The 20,426-nt window shown below is 56.4% G+C and carries 25 protein-coding genes and 2 tRNA genes; 13 read left to right on the plus strand and 14 right to left on the minus strand.

Annotated elements, in window-relative coordinates; translation table 11 throughout:
• The first annotated feature begins 15 nt into the window (after positions 1-15).
• Positions 16-91: transfer RNA gene (locus ACR3EM_RS11385), tRNA-Val, on the plus strand.
• 54 nt (positions 92-145) lie between these two features.
• On the opposite strand, the gene ACR3EM_RS11390 is transcribed toward ACR3EM_RS11385, so the two are convergent.
• From ACR3EM_RS11390 to ACR3EM_RS11410, 5 genes are all read right to left on the minus strand, one after another.
• Positions 146-385, minus strand: coding sequence for a hypothetical protein (locus ACR3EM_RS11390; RefSeq protein ID WP_480470804.1), 240 nt, complete (start codon positions 383-385; stop codon positions 146-148).
• A 173-nt stretch (positions 386-558) separates the two neighbouring features.
• Complete coding sequence (locus tag ACR3EM_RS11395; protein ID WP_480470805.1) at positions 559-684, minus strand: hypothetical protein; 126 nt, start codon at positions 682-684, stop codon at positions 559-561.
• Positions 685-925: 241 nt separating this feature from the next.
• Positions 926-1,002: transfer RNA gene (locus ACR3EM_RS11400), tRNA-Arg, on the minus strand.
• Between the two features lie 21 nt (positions 1,003-1,023).
• Positions 1,024-1,500, minus strand: a complete 477-nt coding sequence (locus ACR3EM_RS11405; protein ID WP_480470806.1) for a GNAT family N-acetyltransferase — start codon at positions 1,498-1,500, stop codon at positions 1,024-1,026.
• Positions 1,501-1,812 (minus strand): ETC complex I subunit, encoded by a 312-nt coding sequence (locus ACR3EM_RS11410; protein ID WP_480470807.1) that lies wholly within the window; start codon positions 1,810-1,812, stop codon positions 1,501-1,503.
• 157 nt (positions 1,813-1,969) lie between these two features.
• On the opposite strand from ACR3EM_RS11410, the gene ACR3EM_RS11415 reads away from it, so the two are divergent.
• The 3 genes from ACR3EM_RS11415 to ACR3EM_RS11425 all read left to right on the plus strand — a co-directional run bounded on the left by ACR3EM_RS11415 (position 1,970) and on the right by ACR3EM_RS11425 (position 5,603).
• Positions 1,970-2,440 (plus strand): SRPBCC family protein, encoded by a 471-nt coding sequence (locus ACR3EM_RS11415; RefSeq protein WP_480470808.1) that lies wholly within the window; start codon positions 1,970-1,972, stop codon positions 2,438-2,440.
• Between the two features lie 77 nt (positions 2,441-2,517).
• On the plus strand, positions 2,518-4,704 hold the full coding sequence (gene uvrB, locus ACR3EM_RS11420; protein WP_480470809.1) for an excinuclease ABC subunit UvrB: 2,187 nt from the start codon (positions 2,518-2,520) through the stop codon (positions 4,702-4,704).
• 32 nt (positions 4,705-4,736) lie between these two features.
• Positions 4,737-5,603, plus strand: coding sequence for a hypothetical protein (locus ACR3EM_RS11425; RefSeq protein WP_480470810.1), 867 nt, complete (start codon positions 4,737-4,739; stop codon positions 5,601-5,603).
• Positions 5,604-5,724: 121 nt separating this feature from the next.
• On the opposite strand, the gene ACR3EM_RS11430 is transcribed toward ACR3EM_RS11425, so the two are convergent.
• On the minus strand, positions 5,725-6,015 hold the full coding sequence (locus ACR3EM_RS11430) for an antibiotic biosynthesis monooxygenase family protein (RefSeq protein WP_480470811.1): 291 nt from the start codon (positions 6,013-6,015) through the stop codon (positions 5,725-5,727).
• A gap of 224 nt (positions 6,016-6,239) precedes the next feature.
• On the opposite strand from ACR3EM_RS11430, the gene ACR3EM_RS11435 reads away from it, so the two are divergent.
• Both ACR3EM_RS11435 and ACR3EM_RS11440 read left to right on the plus strand, forming a co-directional pair.
• Positions 6,240-6,380 carry a hypothetical protein gene (locus tag ACR3EM_RS11435; RefSeq protein ID WP_480470812.1) on the plus strand — a complete coding sequence of 47 codons (141 nt, stop codon included), beginning with the start codon at positions 6,240-6,242 and terminating at the stop codon, positions 6,378-6,380.
• Positions 6,381-6,430: 50 nt separating this feature from the next.
• Positions 6,431-6,859: a hypothetical protein gene (locus ACR3EM_RS11440; protein WP_480470813.1), complete on the plus strand. Its 429-nt coding sequence runs from the start codon at positions 6,431-6,433 to the stop codon at positions 6,857-6,859.
• Positions 6,860-6,881: 22 nt separating this feature from the next.
• Here the strand turns inward: ACR3EM_RS11440 and ACR3EM_RS11445 are convergent, their stop codons facing one another.
• The 3 genes from ACR3EM_RS11445 to ACR3EM_RS11455 form a co-directional block, all read right to left on the minus strand.
• Positions 6,882-7,319 (minus strand): excalibur calcium-binding domain-containing protein, encoded by a 438-nt coding sequence (locus ACR3EM_RS11445; RefSeq protein ID WP_480470814.1) that lies wholly within the window; start codon positions 7,317-7,319, stop codon positions 6,882-6,884.
• 69 nt (positions 7,320-7,388) lie between these two features.
• Positions 7,389-7,796, minus strand: a complete 408-nt coding sequence (locus ACR3EM_RS11450; protein ID WP_480470815.1) for a universal stress protein — start codon at positions 7,794-7,796, stop codon at positions 7,389-7,391.
• 63 nt (positions 7,797-7,859) lie between these two features.
• Positions 7,860-8,186 (minus strand): antibiotic biosynthesis monooxygenase family protein, encoded by a 327-nt coding sequence (locus ACR3EM_RS11455; RefSeq protein ID WP_480470816.1) that lies wholly within the window; start codon positions 8,184-8,186, stop codon positions 7,860-7,862.
• A 151-nt stretch (positions 8,187-8,337) separates the two neighbouring features.
• On the opposite strand from ACR3EM_RS11455, the gene ACR3EM_RS11460 reads away from it, so the two are divergent.
• A complete protein-coding gene (locus tag ACR3EM_RS11460) occupies positions 8,338-9,003 on the plus strand; it encodes a hypothetical protein (RefSeq protein ID WP_480470817.1) in 666 nt (221 codons plus the stop codon).
• Positions 9,004-9,013: 10 nt separating this feature from the next.
• Here the strand turns inward: ACR3EM_RS11460 and ACR3EM_RS11465 are convergent, their stop codons facing one another.
• The 3 genes from ACR3EM_RS11465 to ACR3EM_RS11475 form a co-directional block, all read right to left on the minus strand.
• Positions 9,014-11,299 carry a glycosyl hydrolase family 28-related protein gene (locus tag ACR3EM_RS11465; protein WP_480470818.1) on the minus strand — a complete coding sequence of 762 codons (2,286 nt, stop codon included), beginning with the start codon at positions 11,297-11,299 and terminating at the stop codon, positions 9,014-9,016.
• A 128-nt stretch (positions 11,300-11,427) separates the two neighbouring features.
• On the minus strand, positions 11,428-11,829 hold the full coding sequence (locus ACR3EM_RS11470; protein ID WP_480470819.1) for a DUF4864 domain-containing protein: 402 nt from the start codon (positions 11,827-11,829) through the stop codon (positions 11,428-11,430).
• A 48-nt stretch (positions 11,830-11,877) separates the two neighbouring features.
• Positions 11,878-13,452 carry a lysine--tRNA ligase gene (locus ACR3EM_RS11475; protein ID WP_480470820.1) on the minus strand — a complete coding sequence of 525 codons (1,575 nt, stop codon included), beginning with the start codon at positions 13,450-13,452 and terminating at the stop codon, positions 11,878-11,880.
• A 468-nt stretch (positions 13,453-13,920) separates the two neighbouring features.
• Here ACR3EM_RS11475 and ACR3EM_RS11480 point away from each other — a divergent pair, with 468 nt between their 5' ends.
• Positions 13,921-14,358 carry a hypothetical protein gene (locus ACR3EM_RS11480; RefSeq protein WP_480470821.1) on the plus strand — a complete coding sequence of 146 codons (438 nt, stop codon included), beginning with the start codon at positions 13,921-13,923 and terminating at the stop codon, positions 14,356-14,358.
• Position 14,359: 1 nt separating this feature from the next.
• Complete coding sequence (locus ACR3EM_RS11485) at positions 14,360-14,920, plus strand: hypothetical protein (RefSeq protein WP_480470822.1); 561 nt, start codon at positions 14,360-14,362, stop codon at positions 14,918-14,920.
• 12 nt (positions 14,921-14,932) lie between these two features.
• Here the strand turns inward: ACR3EM_RS11485 and ettA are convergent, their stop codons facing one another.
• Positions 14,933-16,600, minus strand: coding sequence for an energy-dependent translational throttle protein EttA (gene ettA, locus ACR3EM_RS11490; protein ID WP_480470823.1), 1,668 nt, complete (start codon positions 16,598-16,600; stop codon positions 14,933-14,935).
• Between the two features lie 138 nt (positions 16,601-16,738).
• On the opposite strand from ettA, the gene ACR3EM_RS11495 reads away from it, so the two are divergent.
• The 3 genes from ACR3EM_RS11495 to dacB all read left to right on the plus strand — a co-directional run bounded on the left by ACR3EM_RS11495 (position 16,739) and on the right by dacB (position 19,408).
• Positions 16,739-17,209 (plus strand): MOSC domain-containing protein, encoded by a 471-nt coding sequence (locus tag ACR3EM_RS11495; RefSeq protein ID WP_480470824.1) that lies wholly within the window; start codon positions 16,739-16,741, stop codon positions 17,207-17,209.
• Between the two features lie 32 nt (positions 17,210-17,241).
• A complete protein-coding gene (locus ACR3EM_RS11500) occupies positions 17,242-17,862 on the plus strand; it encodes a nicotinate-nucleotide adenylyltransferase (RefSeq protein WP_480470825.1) in 621 nt (206 codons plus the stop codon).
• A 67-nt stretch (positions 17,863-17,929) separates the two neighbouring features.
• A complete protein-coding gene (dacB, locus tag ACR3EM_RS11505; protein ID WP_480470826.1) occupies positions 17,930-19,408 on the plus strand; it encodes a D-alanyl-D-alanine carboxypeptidase/D-alanyl-D-alanine endopeptidase in 1,479 nt (492 codons plus the stop codon).
• Here the strand turns inward: dacB and ACR3EM_RS11510 are convergent.
• On the minus strand, positions 19,405-19,827 hold the full coding sequence (locus ACR3EM_RS11510; protein ID WP_480470827.1) for a tellurite resistance TerB family protein: 423 nt from the start codon (positions 19,825-19,827) through the stop codon (positions 19,405-19,407). The two genes, dacB and ACR3EM_RS11510, sit on opposite strands and share 4 nt — an antisense overlap.
• Positions 19,828-20,181: 354 nt before the next feature.
• Here ACR3EM_RS11510 and ACR3EM_RS11515 point away from each other — a divergent pair, with 354 nt between their 5' ends.
• Entirely contained in the window at positions 20,182-20,388 is a 207-nt protein-coding gene (locus tag ACR3EM_RS11515; protein WP_480470828.1) for a cold-shock protein, read from the plus strand.
• The last annotated feature ends 38 nt before the right edge of the window (positions 20,389-20,426 follow it).

A 20,426-nucleotide genomic window follows, 5' to 3' on the forward strand; every position in this document is an offset into this window, starting at 1 on the left:
TACATCAGCCCTCACGGGTGATTAGCTCAGTTGGTAGAGCGCTTCGTTTACACCGAAGATGTCGGGAGTTCGAGTCTCTCATCACCCACCATTCCATCAAACTTTGGGTGCATTGCCTCTGGGTTCGCGGATAGAGGCTCACGCTTCAGCTATTTCTGGCCGATTTACCCCGCTCGATTTCAGCGAGCTGTGCGAACATTTCGGCACGGTCATCTGCCGTTAATTCGGCTGGCATATACATCCGCACCTGACCGCGCCCGCAAGGGGTGTCAAAAACAAGCTCCGCAGTATTGGCCGCTGATGTCATGGTGAGCTTGCCGATCCTGCTGATCTGGTCATCGCCATCATACCCACCGGCAGCAAAGATAGATTTGCTGTCGAACATCCTGAAACCTCCGTGTCCGTTCATCTCCTGAGTTGGTTACGGACGGCCTTCAATCCAAATTAGTTTTTGTTAATGCGCTTGAGATGCACCACCGGGGATCATTCTTCGGTGTTCGGCAGTATCGGCCTTAACAGTCGTAGACGGCGCTCTACCGCTATCGATCCAGGCCGTTTTCAGACAGCCGAAATCAGGGCACTTGCGGCACCGATAAACCCGGCAAACGCCACGACGCTTGCCAGAATTATGCAGACAACTTCCAACGCACTGAGTTTCATCTTGGCCCCCACCAAATTCAGCATGCTTGGCTTACGGCAATGCGTGAGCGCCGAAAAGAGAGGCTTTCTTTACGTTGCGGAATGTTGCCGCGTGCACGGCGCATAATCGCTTAGGCACGTGTCTTACGACCGTTTCGAATTTGGTTCGACGCTTGACCTGTAGCTTTCCTGCATCAGTCGATCCGATTGATCGTCGATGCCAGCAATTCCGCGGCCCAATCCGAATGCACATCAACGGAGATATACGGTCAAAATCCAAGTTTGATGGCGATCCCTGAAGGACTCGAACCCTCAACCTGCTGATTAGAAGTCAGCTGCTCTATCCAGTTGAGCTAAGGGACCGCTGCGCCCTTCTTGCGGTTTTTACGACCCGGGTTCAAGGGCCAAGCGCATGAAAGCACTGTTCGGATCGGGCTCGTAGCCATGGATCGGGTCGCAATAGCCGTAGCCCAATGATTCATAGAGCCGACGCGCGGCGTCATAGGCGGGTAAATGGGCCGCGCCGGTTTCCAGAACCAGCGCCGTAGTGCCTTCGGTACGGGCCAGATCCGCCAGATGAATCATCATCACGCGTGCCAGCCCTCGTCCTCGCGCGGAGGACAGGATATGAACCGATTTCACCTCCGCCGTGCCATCCGGCAAAGCCTTGAGCGCGCCGCAACCCAAAGGTTTGCCTGATTCATACAGCGCCCAGAAACGAATCCCCGGACCAGCAAGTGACGCGGCATCCATGGTATGGTTGCTCTCGGCCGGTCCAGCCGTTTCGCTATGGGCGAAATGCGCCTCGACCAGCGGGCGCAAGGCGTCCGATGTCGGGTCGGCTTCGCGGATTTCGATCACTTAGTGTGTCCAGGGCGTGCGCCGGTCAGTCGCGAAATTCTCCCCATAGCCACGCGCGCGCAGGTTCGGCTTGCGTTTATGCGGCTCGCTGACCTGCACCTCGATGCCATTGTCCTTGGCATAGTCCAACGCCTCTTCCCTGGTATCAAACTTAAGGCGCACCTGAGTTTGCGTATCGTTGGATGAGGTCCAGCCCATCAGCGGATCAACTTCACGCGCCGACGCAGGAGCATACTCCAGAACCCACTTACGGGTCTTGGCCATCCCCGAGGTCATCGCGTTTCGCGAAGGCTGGTAAATCCGTGCGCGCATGTCGCCTCTCCGTACTCACTTGGCTGAAGCTGTTTATGCGTCAGAGCGCGCGCCGGGACAAGATGACAATTGTCGCGGATGTCATGGAAATATTGATGTCAGGAACTGTCATCAGGTGGAGCTATTTACGGCACGAACCCGAGAAAAGGACAGCTAGATGATTCACCACGAACGCCACCTCGACATCAACGCTCGACCTGAGGACATATGGGCTATCCTCAGCCGCTTCATGCATATCGACGACTTCGCTCCGCAGGTGACATCGGTGGATGCTTTGACCGAGGGATCGGATGGGGTCGGATCGAAACGTCGGTGTCACTTCGCGAACGGCACATCATTGGTCGAAGAGGTGACGGATTGGCAGATCAACCGAGGCTACACCGTGCGGCTGTCGCAGATGGCGATGCCTCTGCACGAGGCGCAGGCAACGATTGCCATCACACCGCTGTCCGACACCCGCAGCCGTGTTATCTGGAGCATGGATTATCGCATGAAATACGGCCCCCTCGGCTGGTTGATGGGGCAAACCCTGTTGAAGATGATGATGGGCCGCGTGCTGGCCGAGAACCTGTCCGCTTTGGCGGCGAAGCTTCAAACGCACCCTGACGCTCAACACCGGACCGCATAGCAGGAAATGAATCCAGATCTGACCTTGCAGATGGACAAAATAAGAACAAATGTAGGGGCCTGACCCGGAGCTTGCCTATGCCATACGCCCATTCCGACAAAACCCAACTGACTGCCGAGGACGTGCGCGCCCGCCTGAAGCTGGAAGGCGGCAAGCAGTTCGTCATGCATACCGAGTTCAATCCTGCAGGCGACCAACCCACGGCGATCAAAGAGCTGGCAGGCGGAGTGAATGATGGTGAGCGAGATCAGGTTCTGCTGGGTGCGACCGGGACGGGCAAGACCTTCACCATGGCCAAGGTGATCGAGGAAACGCAGCGGCCTGCGATCATCCTGGCGCCAAACAAGACGCTGGCAGCGCAGCTGTACGGGGAATTCAAGGGCTTCTTCCCAGAGAACTCGGTCGAGTATTTCGTATCCTACTACGACTATTACCAGCCAGAGGCCTATGTGCCGCGCTCGGACACCTATATCGAGAAAGAATCCCAGATCAACGAACAGATCGACCGGATGCGCCACTCGGCCACCCGCGCGCTGTTGGAACGTGATGACGTGATCATCGTGGCTTCGGTCTCGTGCATCTACGGTATCGGTTCGGTCGAGACCTACGGCGCGATGACACAAGACCTGAAGGTGGGTCACGAATATGATCAGCGGCAGGTGATGGCTGATCTGGTCGCCCAGCAATACCGCCGCAACGATCAGGCATTTCAGCGCGGGTCGTTTCGGGTGCGCGGGGATAGTCTGGAAATCTGGCCCGCCCACCTTGAGGACCGCGCGTGGAAGCTTTCCTTCTTCGGCGAAGAACTGGAACAGATCACCGAATTCGATCCGCTGACCGGCGAACGCGCCGCCACAATGGAGCATGTGCGTGTCTACGCGAACTCCCACTACGTGACGCCGAAACCAACGATGCAGCAGGCCATCATCGGCATCAAAAAGGAACTCCGCATCCGGCTGGACCAACTGGTGGGCGAAGGCAAACTGCTGGAAGCCCAACGTCTGGAACAGCGCACCAACTTCGATCTGGAGATGCTCGAAGCCACCGGCGTCTGCAACGGCATCGAGAACTACTCGCGCTATCTGACCGGTCGCGCACCGGGCGAACCACCCCCGACCCTGTTCGAATTCATCCCCGACAACGCCATCGTTTTTGCCGACGAATCCCACGTCAGCGTGCCGCAGATCGGCGGCATGTACCGGGGCGACTATCGCCGCAAGTTCACGCTGGCCGAACACGGGTTCCGCCTGCCGTCGTGCATGGACAACCGCCCCCTGAAGTTCGAGGAATGGGACGCCATGCGCCCGCAATCCATCTTTGTCTCGGCCACCCCGGCCAAGTGGGAGATCGAACAGACCGGCGGTGTCTTCACCGAACAAGTGATCCGCCCCACCGGCCTTCTGGACCCCGAGGTCGAAATCCGCCCCGTGTCGATGCAGGTGGACGACCTGCTGGACGAGGTGCGCAAGGTCGCCGCCGATGGCTATCGCACGCTGGTCACCACGCTGACCAAACGCATGGCTGAGGACCTGACCGAATACCTGCACGAACAGGGCATCAAAGTCCGCTACATGCACTCGGATATCGACACGCTGGAACGTATCGAAATCCTGCGCGACCTGCGGCTGGGTGCCTTCGACGTGCTGGTCGGGATCAACCTGCTGCGCGAGGGGCTCGACATCCCAGAATGCGGGCTGGTCGCCATTCTGGACGCCGACAAGGAAGGCTTCCTGCGCTCGGAAACCTCGCTGATCCAGACCATCGGCCGTGCCGCGCGGAATGCCGATGGCCGGGTGATCATGTATGCCGACAAGATCACCGGCTCGATGGAGCGCGCCCTGGGCGAGACCAACCGCCGCCGCGCCAAACAGCTCGCCTATAACGAAGAACACGGCATCACGCCTGAGACGGTGAAGAAGAATGTCGAGGACGTTCTGGCGGGTCTCTACGAAGGCGATGTCGACATGAACCGCGTCACCGCCACCATCGACAAACCGATGCACGGCGCGAACCTCGAGGCTCATCTGGACGGCCTGCGCGAGCAAATGCGCAAAGCCGCCGAGAACCTGGAATTCGAAGAGGCCGCCAACATCCGGGACGAGATCAAACGTCTGGAAGCGGTCGACCTCGCCGTCGCCGACGACCCCATGGCGCGCCAATGGGCGGTCGAAAAAGCCTCGGAAGACGCAGTGAAATCGCACGGGCGGTCAACGGCTGGCAGGCCGGGGCAGCGGGGTGGGAATGTGAAGAGACGGAAGCGGTGAGGAATTGAATCCTCACGAAATAGGAAAAAGGTATGGAATTAGAAATACTTAGAGAGATAAATCTCAAGAACGAGAAAAGCGTTAGCGAAAAACAAATTGCAGAGTTGATTAAATCTTCACCCGGGTGCCTCGGATTAGGTGAATTGGATCTGATCGGAGCGGAAGTGCCGCAGGTTGGTGGCGGCTTTCTAGACCTTCTTCTTCAAGACAGTGAGCCGACTCGTTTTTGCGTGGAAATTCAACTTGGCAAAACCGACCCGTCTCACATTATTCGCGCAATAGAATATTGGGACTTGCAGCGCTCGCGCTACAAGGGAATCGATCACGTTTGTGTATTGATTGCAGAAGAAATCACCGGTCGCTTCTTTAACGTTATTACGTTGCTAGGAAATTCAGTGCCGATAATTGCTCTGAAGCTTTCGGCTACAAAAAGCAATCTCGGTTTAAGTATCATGTTCTCCAAAATCTTGGATACACGGCAAGAATACTATGGCAGCGACAAAGAGCTCGAAGAGTTCGTTGAAACAGATCGCTCATATTGGATTGAACGTGCGTCTTCAGCTTCAATCGGTGTTGTAGAGCGAATTTTTCAACTGATGGAAGCCCAGATCCCAAACTCAGAACTCAACTTCGCCAAACACTACATTGGACCTAAAATCGACGGTCGCTCGCGAAACTTCTGTGTCTTTCACCCCAGAAAATCTACAATGGTCCTTGAAGTTAGGCTGCCTCAAGAAGCTGAAACATTGGCATCAATCGAAGAGTCTATGTGTGATTATCTGGGCTATAATCAAAGGTATGGAACATACAAATTCAGCCTGAAGTCTGACGATGAGGGGTTGAATGATCAATTTCTTGTCGAACTGATCTGCAATGCGCACGATCAAATGATGAGTTGATGGTCGTAGGATGGGTTTCCAATCCTTCACTCCGAGGCGACCAAAGCGCATGATGGGGTAAAGCCCCATCTTACAAGCCGCGCCAAAATAATAACGGGCGGGGAAATCCCCGCCCCATCGCTTACCCCTTATCCCAATGGGCAATCACATCATACCCAACCGGCGTCGGCGGGCCTTCCATGAATTCGGCGAAATGGCCCCATAGCTCGGCCACTTTGGGCGCGTTCGCGTTCGAGGTCGCCTCGCTCTCGACCACCGAGATCACATAGCCCGAGCCGTCCTCGTTCATCACATTGGTAAAGCTGTGCATGCCGGGCATGCCCATGATTTCGGATTTCAATTCATTCATTTTCGCCGTCGCCGCCTCGCGCGTGCCGGGCCTCATTTTGTATTGGGTAATACGTGCAAACATCACTTTTCTCCCTCGCCTGGCGAAATTGCCATAAGACGTGACCGGGACGGCCGCGCCGCGCGCAACGTAACATAGCGACTTGAAATCTCGCATTGATACTTGAGGAATCAGGCTATTTTCAACCTAGCACCTTACCCAAACGCAGGCCCTGACACTTCAAGGTTGCAGCCCAGCGTCCCCTCCGCCACGTTTGAGATCACAAACCGTATTTCCAAATGGTTGCCATGACATACCCGAACACCGTGCCCAACACGAGTATTGCGAAACGTGTCGTGCAGGGGATACGCGGGGGGCAGACCGAGGATCTGGCGCGCGACGCAGTGAACAATCAGGCCGTTTCGCGCGACACCAATCTGTTGAGATAAGGCAGGTCGCCACTCTTGCCTGAGGTCCATCAGCAGCTAAATAATCGCCCATGCGCGTCATTCTGCTATCACTCATCCTAGCCACGCCAGCCACCGCATGGGAGGCAACGGTCGGACAAATTTGCACCCTGTCGCATGACACGAGCACGGCACAGATTTTCCTGACCTACGACCCGGCTCAGCCGCTCTATACCCTGACCATCACTCACAAGGCCGAAGGCTGGACCCAGACCCCATGGTTTGCCATGCGGTTTGACGGCCCGAACCCCATCGAAATCGCTACGGAACGTCATGTGTTGTCGGGAAACGCTGCATCCCTTACCGTGACGGACACCGGGTTCGGCAATGTTTTGGATGGGCTAGAATACAATCAGACCGCCTATGCCTTTACACCAGACAGGTTGACCGAGTTCGCACTGGATGGCGCCGCACCCCAGGTGCGCCTCTTTCGCGACTGCGCCAAGGCTCCGCTGTCCTGAGCGCATCCCCGCAAAATGCAGATCAGGGTTTCAGGAACTTGGCGGTCCCGACGGTGCGCTCTTTCTGGGCCTCGACCTCTGGTGTGATCGTCGGAGCTTGTTGCGCAAAGCTTGAAACCGCGCGGGATGCGGATGGCCCACAGGCCACGCCATCGCCATCGGGATCGTTGCGTTTGTGATATCCCGGACCGCCCTCATAAAACGGACCGGGGACGAGCTTTTGCACGACATCACATCCAGCCATGGCTACCAGATGCACAACGGCTTCGGGACGGTCATAGTCGCTCACCCGAATATAGACCCCGATTGCGATCATCCCCGTGGTCAGGGGCAAGGCCAGCACCATCATCAGAATCCGGATCGGAGACAGAGCCTTGCGGCGCACAGCCTCAGCCCTGCGCTGCCGTCTGGTCAGGCGCGGGCCGGGCGTCGTCTGTTCTTTTGGTCGCTTAGGGCTCATGCCGGCCGTGATACGATGCCTATGTGGCAAAGCCATGGCCGCGTGGGCCCGAGGTCGAAAAATTATCCCTTAACGCACCACATGCACGGCGCATTTCGCGTGCCGCACGACATGAGTCGCGGTTGATCCCAACAGCAGATCCTGCATTCCGGGGCGATGCGATGCCATAATGATCAGGTCGGGCTTGTTCACCTCGGCCCAATCCAGAATCGTGCGCCCGGAATGGCCTTCCACGACCAGCCCCTGCGCGTTGGGCACCTTTGCCGCCAACGTGTCCAACTCTGTCTGGATGGCTTTACGGGCCTCGGAAAGATACTCGGCGGGCATGTAAGAAATCGCATAATCCGGGATATGCTCGACCACATGCAGCAATGTCACGTTGGCCTCGGGCGTCGCCAGCATCTGCGCCAGCTTCAAAGGTGCCGAGGTATCTCGTTCGGCATCAAAGGAAATCGGTACTAGAATATTGTGATACATGGCACATCTCCGTCATTGCGCCGCCATCGTCGCTGTAAACCTGCATCGCTGCCTTGATCCAGGTCAGGTCTCGCCAAATGTCTCGGCCACGTCATACATGACGGGTTCAAAGCTTTTGCACAGCTCATTGATCCGGCGATTGCGCTCGCGCATTTCTGGTGTGCGCAACATCGACAGGAAATCCTCGCGCCGCTCCCATTGTGAATAATTGGCAATGCGCGTCTGCGCGTCGTTCACATGCAGCCCTGCAGAGATGAAACCGGGTTGTTTCGAAATGAAATGGGCATAGGCATCCGTCAGCGCCTCAAGAAGATCCTGACAGGTTCCGGGGGTCATCTCAAAGGTAGTAATGACCGTCTGATAGCTGTTGTTTTTGGAAATCTGCGGCATGTGGCTCCTCCTACTTTGTCAGGTCCAGCCTAACACAGCTTTCACAAACGCCATCTATTTCCTGAGCCAAAACCGGGATTTGGAGAATTTCTTTCCCAAGGATGAACAGGAAACTAACGATCCGTTAACCATGTCCGCGGATGCTGCGCGCATGGCCCGTCTGGTTCTCATATTCTTGCTATCCTTCGTGCTTTGCGGCCCGGGTAACGCCGGGGCATGGTTGCGCGAGAAAGATTCACTCTTTGCCGCGACCTCGGTCACTGCATTCCGGGAAAACGATGATGCCTACAAGTACAAGGGGGCGTTCTATGCTGAATGGGGGTTCAGGCGAAATCTGACAATCGGGCTGGACGCTGAAGAACATCAGGATCTTTACGGCCACGCCCTGGTCTTTGCCCGAATCCCTGTCGCTGATTTCGGTTCAGCCGGGCGCATAGCCGCCGAATTCGGCGCCGGGTTGCATCACCGGCAGGACGGCGCCTGGGCGATGTATAAAACCACATTGTCGTATGGCAAAGGTATCCGAACCGGGTTGGGTCCGGGATGGATCGCAGTCGACACAGCGCTGGAATACCGTACGCATGAGGCCTTGATCCGAAAGCTGGATTTCACTGCAGGTCTGTCATCGGGGCGGCGCTTCGACCCTCTGTTGCAAATCGAAACGTCATACGAGCCGGGTCGCCCTTGGTATTGGAGCGCCCGGCCCTCGCTGATTTATCGTCCGAAAACCGGTATAGCCAGCTGGGTCATTGGAGTTGAACGGAATTCAGTTCGCGAACACACAGGTTTCAAACTCGCATTATGGCTCAACTACTAAGCACCTCCGGTCAGGTATCGATCCGCAGAATGGCCGAGACTGTGCCTCTTAATGCCTCAGACCAACGTAGGCGGATATTGTTTTGGCTCGATCCCTGCTTCAGCTCGACATACGGTGCCGTGTAGCGCACTGAGTTAAAGACCGATCTCAGCGAGCTGACGGCCACCACCGCGTCGCACCCGCGCGCGCGACCACCAAACGGCAACCGCCCCTGCGAGCTGACCGTCCAGGCCGATGAGGTCGAACTTTGCGAGTGACGAACGCGTAGCGGGTTGGAACAAGGCGTGCTGATCCCATGGAACGTGTTGTTTTCAAAGCTGACATTTGTATGCCGCTCTGGGTTGAGGTTGGCAAAACTGGTATCCACGCGCTCTGCCCGGTCAATATCCACATTGGCGACCCGGAACTTGTTGCCAGTCAACGTCAGACCATTCAGAAAATGCCCCGATCCATAAGGACGGATCACGAAGTAGCTAAACCAAGGCGCGACATTGCTGGCATAGAAGATATTGTCTGTGACGCTCAACGCGCTGAAGGAATAACCAGTGCTGTAATCAGGGTTCGGATCCCGTTCATTGGTCCATTCGATGAAGCAGTTGTCGACATAGTTCTCGGCAACCGAAGAGCTGTTGTACCCTCCTATCAGCACAAGCCCCGCGTTGCGGATACCGTTGGGCACGCTGTCACCCTGGAAAAAGTGGTTACCCAGCACCAGATTGTTGTCACCGCCCAAAACCGCAAAGTGGTGGAACCGCGTTGCCCGGTTATGGCGCAGCTTGACGTCATTGGCATTGGTGTTCAGCGCGATTGAGCTGCGATCCGCCACGTCCAAACTCTCTTCGGTCGATAGGAACTGACACCCGTCGATCAACATCCCCTGACAGCCTTGCCCGATTGAGGTAATGCCGCGATCCTTGGGACGGCTGATAAAGCAATCCTTCAGCACAAAGGTGTTACCCCCAGGCGACAGACGGATCGCGCTGCAACGACCGTTGCACTGGAACTCGATCCCTTCCATGTTGAACTTCTGCAATGCGCTGAAACCGCTAAAGTCCAACAGATATTTGAATGCCGTAAAGGTAAAGTTCTGCGTCCCAGCTGCATCATAGATCGGTTCGTTCAACGTGATTTCACCAGCGCTGTCATCTTTGGAACGCACATAAATCTCGCGCCCCACCCCACTGCCGGTGACCAATGAACCCACAGGGATGTTTGCGATATTGGCCACATTGGTGAGTTTGCGGGAATCGCTCGGATCATAGGTTGCGACCGACTCAAAACTCTCGGTATCCCAGGCTGCACTGCTTTTGACGTCGAACTGACCGTTGCGCACCACCCGACGGGTGGCGTAGCCGGTTCGGTTGGGTACGGCGGCAGCCATGTTAATGGGCTCGGTCACCGCTATCTTGCGCCCACCCAGGTCGAGCGATTCATGGTCAGAACTATTCAGCAATGCCTGAAACGCTTTTTTGAAGGCCAGCATCTCATCCCCAAAGGCTGAGATATAGGTGGGCAGATCGTAGTTCTTGGTCAGCAGAAGCATCTTGTCATCGGGCATCGTCACCGTGCCGTCGAACTCGATCTCGGAGCCGATAGAGGTATTCTCGTCGAGCAGGAACGTTCCCTGTGGCACATAAATCTTGCGCCCGTTCGCAGCCTGATCCGCCGCCTCGAACGCCTCCGAGTCATCGGTGGAACCATCACCTACAGCGCCAAAGTCACGTACATCGACAACGCCGATCATGTCACGCAGGAACGCGCTCGTAATGTCGACAATCTCAAGATCGTCAACCCGCACCACGGCTCCGTTGGTGCCGTCGACATTCAGCCCGAAATGACCATAAAACGCCGCAGGACCCCAAGGCATGTCTACACCCGGCCGCTGACCAACGCCCACGATCGCCGTGATCTCATGCACCGTGCCATAGCCGGTCAATTGTGTCGCCGGGCCCTGCTCGACCAAACCGCTCACATGCGTATCCCCGGCACCCCCGGCCCAACCCGCTATCCGCACTTCCGGCAGAGGTCCACTGATCGCCTTCACCCGTGCCTTGATCTGCAAATAGCAGCCCGGCAACAGCTGCGTCTGACCCATATAGCGCAGTTGCTGCGTGGCCTCAGTTTTGTAGATCTCCAGACAGCCTGCGAAATCCGCATCCGCTGGCACAAACACACCCGTACCCGACCCCTCATAGGTCGGCGCGCCAGGCGTGCCGTCGCCGCTGGACCATACTCCCAGACCATCCGCGAATGCTGGCGGCATAAACACGATACCGTCGGTGATAGCCTTGTTCATGAAAATCCCTTTCCCAATCGCGCCATCGCGCGCCAAAACCCAAAGCTCAGGACATTCCCCGAGCGCGGAGGTCTTGGTATCGAAAAGGAATTAATCGCAGCTCATATCACCGTGACGGTGGTGTTGCATCACGCCGCCGGATCGGAGTTGCCCAACAATTGCACACCATTGATCTTCCAGCCGTTTTCTTGCCGGATCATTTGGTAATCGAGGATATGGACACGACCATCTCGGTCCACCACCATAACCTTCTGCCATAAGGCACCATTGATCTCGCGCAGCTCCAGAAACCTTACATCTGTCGGGCGCCAGACCATTGGATAGCCGCGCCGCACCATGATACCGAAATTCTCGGGCGACCCGAACAGGCGTTGGATATTGGGGCTGGCAAAGGTGAAAGCGGTGGCGAAATCATCCGCCTTGAAGGCCTGTATCTGCGCCGAGATATTTGCCTCGATCTCGGCGTTTTGCGCAAAAGCGCCCGAGGCCAGCCCGGCACTCAGAGATACAGCAAGCAATAGTCGACGCATGGGGCCACCTCCTGAACCAAGGGTAGCCCCACACGAGGTCAGGTCAAATCAGACCAGTTCTCCGGCCAATGCCTTGTCGATCAGAGCAATGGTTTCCGGCACACCATAAAGCGCGATGAACCCACCGAACCGAGGCCCCTGCGACGCGCCCAGCAGCACTTCATAAAGCGCTGTGAACCAGCCGCGCATCGGATCAAACCGCTCGCGCCCGATGGCATAGACCACCGATTGCAGTGCCTCATCTTCCATCGGTCCATCATAAGCTTCTAGGGCTGCCTTCAACGCCTCCAGCGCATCCCGCTCCTGATCCGTCGGCGCACGATGCTGGCGCGTCGGTTTGACAAAATCGTTGAAGTAGCGCACCGCAAAGCCCGCCGCCTGATCCAGATCGGGATGCGTTTCGGCCGTAGCCTCCTGCGCATAACGACGGATGAAGCCCCACAGCGCCTCTTTGTCCTCAGCCCCCGACACGGACGCGAGGTTCAGCAACATGGCGAAAGGCACCATCAGCGTTGATTCAGGAACTTCTCCGCCGTGGATATGCCACACCGGATTGTTCAACTGCGCTTTCAGGTCCTGCCCCGGATAGGCCCGCAACTGCTGATGATACTCATCATAGGCTTTCGGGATCACATCGAAATGCATCCGCTTTGCTGTCTTGGGCTTCTGGTACATGAAATAGGCCAACGACTCGGTCGGCGCATAGGTCAGCCATTCGTCAATCGACACACCATTCCCCGACGACTTGGAAATCTTCTGCCCATTCTCGTCCAGAAACAGCTCATAGCTAAAATGCTCGGGCGCGCGACCGCCAAGTGCCCTACAGATCGAGTCATAGATTTTCTCGTTGGTGGCATGTTCCTTGCCGTACATCTCGAAATCGACGCCCAAAGCTGCCCAGCGCGCGCCGAAATCCGGCTTCCACTGCAGCTTCACATTGCCGCCGGTGACTGGAACAGTCCATTCCTTGCCCGTCTCATCATCGAAGGTCACGGTATATGTCTCGGCACAGACCTTTTTCATCGGCACATACATCACCCGCCCGCTTTCAGGATGCAGTGGCAGGAAGATCGAATAGGTTTGCTGGCGCTCTTCCCGCAGGCTTTTGAGCATGATCGCCATGATCTCGTCATAGCGTTCAACCGCAAGCTTGAGCACTTCATCAAACTGACCGGATTCGTAGAATTCCTTGGCCGAGTAGAACTCGTATTCGAACCCAAAGGTATCGAGGAACCGCCGCAGCATCGCGTTGTTATACGCGCCAAAGCTGTCATATTCGCCGAACGGATCAGGCACCGAGGTCAATGGGCGCTGCAAATGCTGCTCGAGAATCTCCGGGTTCGGCACGTTGCTGGGCACCTTGCGCATCCCGTCCAGATCGTCCGAGAAACAGATCAGCTTGGTCGGGATGTCCGACAGCGCATCAAACGCGCGCTTGACCATCGTGGTCCGCGCCACCTCACCAAAGGTTCCGATATGCGGCAGGCCCGAGGGGCCATAGCCTGTCTCGAACAGCACAAACCCCTTCTCCGGAGCACCTTTCTGATAGCGTTTGAGCAACCGACGCGCCTCTTCAAACGGCCACGCCTTGGACGTCATCGCGGTTTCACGCAGTTCAGACATAGTAGTTCAGCTCCATCGGAAGAAATCAGCCCGCCGCCCTATGCAGCCGACCGACCCCTCCTATTGTGCCGGTGCAGCATGAGTCAACAAAGCACGGGCATTTTTGGGAGTTGAGTGGTTGGCGAAGCCTCTGACCGATTGGGCGTATTCGTCAATCCATCGCGATATTCGCGCAGGCCGGGTTGATCCGGCGTGGCGTGGTGTGGTCACCGATGGCACGTTCGGAGAGCCGTAGGATGGGGTTTCACCCTATCATCTGAGAGGATGGAGTTGGATATGGTTTGGTGCGCGGGAAAAGATGGTGCGGCTGTTCGGGTATGTTCTTCGAGTGAGTGATGGAGTGTAATCCCATCATCCGCTTGCTATCAAACGGTCTGGCTTAACTGGAACAGGGTCAAAAAGCTTGCAAAAAAATCGTAAATTTCTATCCTGATTTGTATTTTAAGAATGTGGTTCATTGGTAGTGTAATGGCTTGTTTTTTGAAGACTTACAAAGATGAAATAAGCTCTGCGGCGGCAATTTTGGCGGTTGTAGCCCTAGGGCTGAGTTTCTGGCAATTCAAATTGACTAGAAACGCCGTGCAAGCGCAGGCGATATCTAATCTACTTAATAGTGGGAGAGATCTCTCTCAAGACTTGGCTGATAATCCGGAAATCGCAGCTAGAGTTTTCGGAGTAGACCAAGCTGAGATAAAATACCGGACCCTTGTCCGCAAAACACTGAGCTTTTTGTCAGAGCAGTACGTTTTCTATGACAACGGTCTTATCGATAGTTCAGTGTGGAAGCGCGCCAAGGAAGACATGTGCGCTGTGTACTTGATCCCTTCATTTAATGAAATGGCTATGCCCATGTTAGAGGCTAGCAGCTATCCGGAAGACTTCGTCAAAATATTGAAAGACTGCTGATATGCTAAAGAAGATCGCTATTGTTCTGGTATTATTGCTTCCAAATGTTTCGTTTGCTTGGTTGTTTCAACCTCAAACGAATGACAACATTTCAGAGGATACAGTGCTTCAGTTCAGCTCTGCCTCTGAGATTACTATGTCTGCTTTTTCGATTGTATTTTCGACTTTCTCCCAAGCTGAAGGTGGTGAGATATCGATAAGCGATGTTGGTTCTTTTTCTGATGTTGTTGGCAGTCTTGAAACAGCTCGTGAACTATATACGAGTTTACCTCAGGAAGAGCTCGAAAGCGTTTTGATTGATCAAGGCCTCATAGCTCAAAACACATTAAGGATGATCCAGCGGCAGGGGGTTGAAATTACCACCGTGAAGGATCTGGCAGATTACGCTGCATCAAGCTGCAATCAAATAGCTCAGCTTATGATTCAACTCGAAGCTCAAAAATTTGGCCCGAACGACGCGGCAAATGAGGAATCAAGAAGATTGGTAAATCAGCTAACTTGGAAAATAGCTGAGTTCACCGTCGTCTTAAATTCGATATCTGGAGCTCTTGCTGTTCAATAAGAACCGGAACCTTTACCGCGCGAACTTCTTATGCTTCAACCGCTTGGGCTCCAGCGCGTCCGGTCCCAGACGGCGCTTCTTGTCCTCTTCGTAATCCTCGAAGTTGCCCTCGAACCACTCCACGTGGGCATCGCCCTCAAAGGCCAGAATATGCGTACAAATCCGGTCTAGGAAGAAGCGGTCGTGTGAGATGACGACGGCGCAGCCGGCGAAATCGACCAGCGCGTCTTCCAGCGCACGCAGTGTTTCAACGTCGAGGTCGTTGGTCGGTTCGTCGAGCAGCAGGACGTTGCCGCCCTCTTTCAGCAGGCGGGCCATGTGGACGCGGTTGCGTTCACCACCTGACAGCAACGAGACCTTCTTCTGCTGGTCGCCGCCCTTGAAGTTGAAGGACGAGCAATAGGCGCGGGAATTGACCTGCGCGTCGCCCAGCTGGATGATCTCGGCGCCGCCGGTGATCGCCTCCCACACGGTGTCGTTGTCTTTCAGGTCGTCGCGGGACTGGTCGACATAGGACAGTTCAACGGTATCGCCCAGCGTGATGGTGCCTGCGTCGGGCTGTTCCTGACCTGTGAGCATTTTGAACAGGGTCGATTTACCCGCACCGTTGGGGCCGATGACGCCGACGATGCCGCCGGGGGGCAGGGCAAAATCCAGCCCTTCGATCAGTTGCTTGTCGCCCATATGCTTCGACAGGCCCTCGACCTCGATCACCTTGCCGCCAAGGCGCTGGCCGTTGGGGATGACGATCTGGGCACGGGTCAGTTTTTCGCGTTCGGACTGTTCGGCCAGTTCGTTATAGGCGTTGATCCGGGCCTTGGATTTGGCCTGACGGGCCTTCTGACCCTGACGCATCCATTCCAATTCGCGCTGCAGGGTTTTCTGCTTGGACTTGTCCTCGCGGGCTTCCTGCTCCAGCCGTTTGGCTTTTTGTTCCAGCCATGCGGAATAGTTGCCCTCGTAGGGAATGCCGCGGCCGCGGTCGAGTTCCAGAATCCAGCCGGTGATGTCATCCAGGAAGTAACGGTCGTGGGTGACGATCAGGATGGTGCCCTTGTAGTCGATCAGGTGCTGTTGCAGCCAGGCGATGGTCTCGGCGTCCAGATGGTTGGTCGGTTCGTCGAGCAGCAGCATGTCGGGCGCCTGCAGCAGCAGTTTGCAGAGCGCCACGCGGCGTTTCTCACCACCCGAGAGGTTGGCGATGTTGGCGTCGTCGGCGGGGCAGCGCAGCGCCTCCATCGAGACGTCGATCTGGCTGTCGAGGTCCCAGAGGTTTTCCGCGTCGATCGCGTCCTGCAGGGTGGTCATTTCCTCCATCAGATCGTCCGAGTAGTTCTCGGCGATCTCCATGGCAATCTCGTTGAACCGGTCGACCTTGGCCTTTTTTGCGGCGACGCCCAGCATGACGTTTTCGCGGACGGTGAGGGATTCATCCAATTGCGGTTCCTGCGGCAGATAGCCGACCTTGGCACCTTCGGCGGCCCATGCCTCACCCGTGAAATCGGTGTCGAGGCCCGCCATGATCTTCATCAGAGTCGATTTACCTGCGCCGTTGACGCCGACGACACCGATTTTCACACCGGGCAGAAAGCTCAGGTGGATGTTTTCAAAGCACTTCTTGCCACCGGGATAGGTCTTGGAGACACCCTGCATGTGATAGACATATTGATAGGCGGCCATGTCGCGTCCTCTGGGTCAGTGAAATTGGGTTGAAACGCTGGATATCTGAGGCGGGCGAGCGGGGCAAGCTGGTGGTTTTGTGAATTTTGCACCGTGCTTGCATGGGCTAAAGAGCTTCAACCGATAGGAGGGACTGGATTGTCTGAACTGGCAGAGTTGATCGCGGGCTGGGCGCAGCCGGGTCGTATTGAATGGATTGGCTTGCGACCCAAACGGCGACTGGAGATGGTTGCAGAGGATACAGCTAACATTTCCGTCTCTGGCCTCGACGGCGACCGTAGCAGCGCGGGCAAGCGGGCGGTGACTTTGATCCAGCAAGAGCATCTGAGGGCGATTGGGTTGTATCTGGGGCGAGGATCGATTCCGCCTGACATCTTGCGGCGCAATCTGGTGGTGTCTGGGATCAATCTGGCAGCGCTCAAGGGGCGTGAGGTGCAGGTTGGTGATGCCATTCTGCGCTTTACCGTAATCTGTGCGCCCTGCAGCCGGATGGAGGAGGCGTTGGGTGCAGGTGGCTACTCTGCCGTGCGCGGGCATGGGGGTTGGTGCGCTGAAGTTATCCGGCCCGGGCGCGTAAAGCTGGGCGATGCGGTGCAACCTGTTGATTGACAACGCCCCCCAGTTCTGAACATCAGCGAGGGATGGAGCGATACCACATTCCATATGCGCGGCCCGGACAAGTGATCGGGCTGTTCGGCGGATCTTTTGATCCGCCCCATCGCGGTCATGTTCATGTCACACGCGAGGCTTTGAAGGCGTTCGGGCTGGACCGGGTGTGGTGGCTGGTGTCTCCGGGCAATCCCTTGAAAACACACGGACCGGCGCCTCTGGCACAGCGGATGAAGGCCGCGCGTGCAGTGATGCAGCACCCAAGGGTCGAGATCACGGATATCGAGACGTTCACGGGCACACGGGCAACGGCGGATACTATAGTGGCGCTGCGACGGCTTTATCCGCAGGTCCGGTTTGTCTGGCTGATGGGCGCGGATAATCTGGCGCAGTTTCACAAGTGGAAAGACTGGCGGCTGATCATGGATAGCATTCCCGTTGGCGTCGTGGCGCGACCGGGGGATCGGATTTCGGCGCGGATGTCCCCGGCGGCGCGGCTCTATGCCAGATACCGCATCGACGGGCAGGCGCGGCATTTGCTGGGCCGGGCCGAGGCTCCGGCCTGGTGTTTCGTGAACGTGCCGATGGTTGACGTCAGTTCAACTGATCTTCGCAATCGCGGCATCTGGGGCGATGGGGTGTTGCCCGAATGACTCCAGTCAGCGCATAATCTTAATCAAGTGATTGTCTATATTTAAGCTCTGGGATTCTAATAGACCCATGGTTGATCGTATTTCGCGTCGTTTGTTTCTGAGTGGATTGGGGGCGTCTCTGGTTCCGGGCACGGGCCTTGCCGAGGCGCCTTTGGTGTCTCTGCGCCCTCAACTGCGCGGACCGTTGGCGAGCGCCTCCGAGCGGCTTGTAAAGGCCGCAGGGCTGCGGGGCGAAGTTGTCTTTGCCGTTTCCGATGTAAAAACCGGAACGCCATTGGAGGTATTCGGCGAAGGCGCAAGCTTGCCACCTGCCAGCGTCGCCAAAGCTCTGACCGCGCTTTATGCCTTGGATGTTCTGGGTCCTGAGTTTCGGTTCGAAACAACTCTGATCGCGGATGGTCCGATCGAAAACGGAATCCTGAAGGGCGATCTGATCCTCGCCGGAGGCGGTGATCCGCTGCTAGACACAGATGCGCTGGCCACAATGGCGGCCAATCTGCGCAAGGCCGGGATTACCGAGGTGCGCGGCGCGTTCAAGGTCTATGACGGAACGCTGCCTTATGTTTTCAGCATTGAACCGGGGCAGCCCGATCATCTGGGCTACAGCCCGGCAATCAGTGGAATTTCTTTGAATTTCAACCGGGTGCATTTCGAATGGAAGCGCGAAAGCGATGGCTATGGCGTGACCATGGACGCCCGTAGCACAAAATACACGCCTTCGGTCGATATGGCCACGATGCGGATCGAAAGCCGTAGTCTTCCTATTTACACCTATCAGCCCAGTGCAAGACAGGATCGGTGGACCGTGGCCAAAGGCGCGTTGGGCAATGGGGGCGCGCGGTGGTTGCCAGTGCGCAAGCCTGCGCTTTATGCCGGCGATGTGTTCCGAACGCTGGCGCGCGTGAACGGGATTGTTCTGGGCCGGGTACAGGTAACCCAACAAGCCCCGCAGGGGGTGCCTTTGGTGATCCATCAAAGCGACCCGCTGCAGAGTATTTTAAAGGGTATGTTGAAATACTCGACCAATATCACCGCCGACATGGTCGGTATGGCGGCCACAAAGGCGCGTGGGATAAGACCTGAGAACCTCGCAGAGTCAGCGGCAGAGATGAACCGCTGGGCGACCGAGCGGTTTGGCGCGAACGGAATTGCGATGGTGGATCATTCGGGGCTCGGGGATGCGTCGCGCATGGAGCCTGTGGCATTGACCAAGATATTGACGACGGCGGGCAGCTCTGATCAGCTGAGACCGTTGCTAAAACCATTTGCCTTGACCGACCAGAACGGACGACCGGTCAAGAACCATCCGGTCCGGGTGGATGCAAAGACTGGAACGCTGAACTTCGTCTCAGGTCTTGGTGGCTATCTGACTACAACAGATGGCATAGAACTCGCCTTTGCCATTTTCACCGCAGATGTCGCCCATCGCGCCAAAATCCCGCGCGCAAATCGCGAAAGACCCGAAGGCGCGCGCCCTTGGAACCGGAAATCACGCAAATTGCAGCGGGCGTTGTTGGAGCGTTGGGGCTCGCTTTACGGCAGCTAGATGGTATGCCGTGCACGCGCCCCGCGCTCGATGGCGGCGGCATGCAGGCGATCGATGCTCAGCTCATAGCGGATTTCTTCCAGAAGGCGCAGCTCGGTCTCAGCCAATGAACCATCGGCGGCAGCCACATCGCAGGCCAGCGCATAGGCGGTCTCATTCAGACGTTCAGGCAGGTTTTCACGAACCAAACCGAAAAGGGCGTCCAACCCATCCTCTTGCTCAAACAGATCAAACACGATTTGCGATACGCGGCGGGTGCGATCGATATCGTAGTCGGCAAAGACCGGCAGCATGTTGACAGCGGTTTCGATCTTGACCAGTTCAGCGGTGCGAATGGTTTCATCCGAAGCGGACACCGCAACCATGATCGCCACAAGGCAATCCTGCGGAGACATGGGATGTGGCATTTGCTCGGTCATGTTATCGTCCTGATTGGTTTTGTTACACGCGCACGATAGGAGGGGGTGCAAACAGGTTCAACCGCTTGTTTGTGCGGCTGGCGTCCCGATGCCGTGCGCAATGAATGTAGGCACATGCGGACGCCCAAACTCTCGGAGAATTCTTGCGCAATTCGGATAACGATCTCCCAAACGGCGTCACGACCAGAACACTCCTCTCTTGCCACGCGTTCGTCTCAATGCCATATCCACAACGCTAACGTTTTTCTATTTCGACCTACTGTCTCCTTCATGGGCGCTCAGTCATTCGATCCAGACCGACGACGCCAGGCTGCCGCAACTCCGTGGGCAGCACCAAAACAGGAGACAACGGATATGCCTACAGGTACCGTAAAATGGTTCAACACCACCAAAGGCTTCGGCTTCATCGCACCCGAAGAGGGCGGCAAAGATGTGTTCGTGCACATCTCAGCTGTCGAACGCTCGGGCCTGACGGGCCTGGCCGACAACCAGAAAGTCACTTACGAGCTGCGCGCAGGCCGTGATGGCCGCGAAAGCGCGGATAATATCGAACTGGCCTAAGCCGTTCAAAGGGCGGAGCTTTCTCTCCGCCCTCTTCC

It is taken from the genome of Ruegeria sp. AH3 (assembly GCF_056536265.1).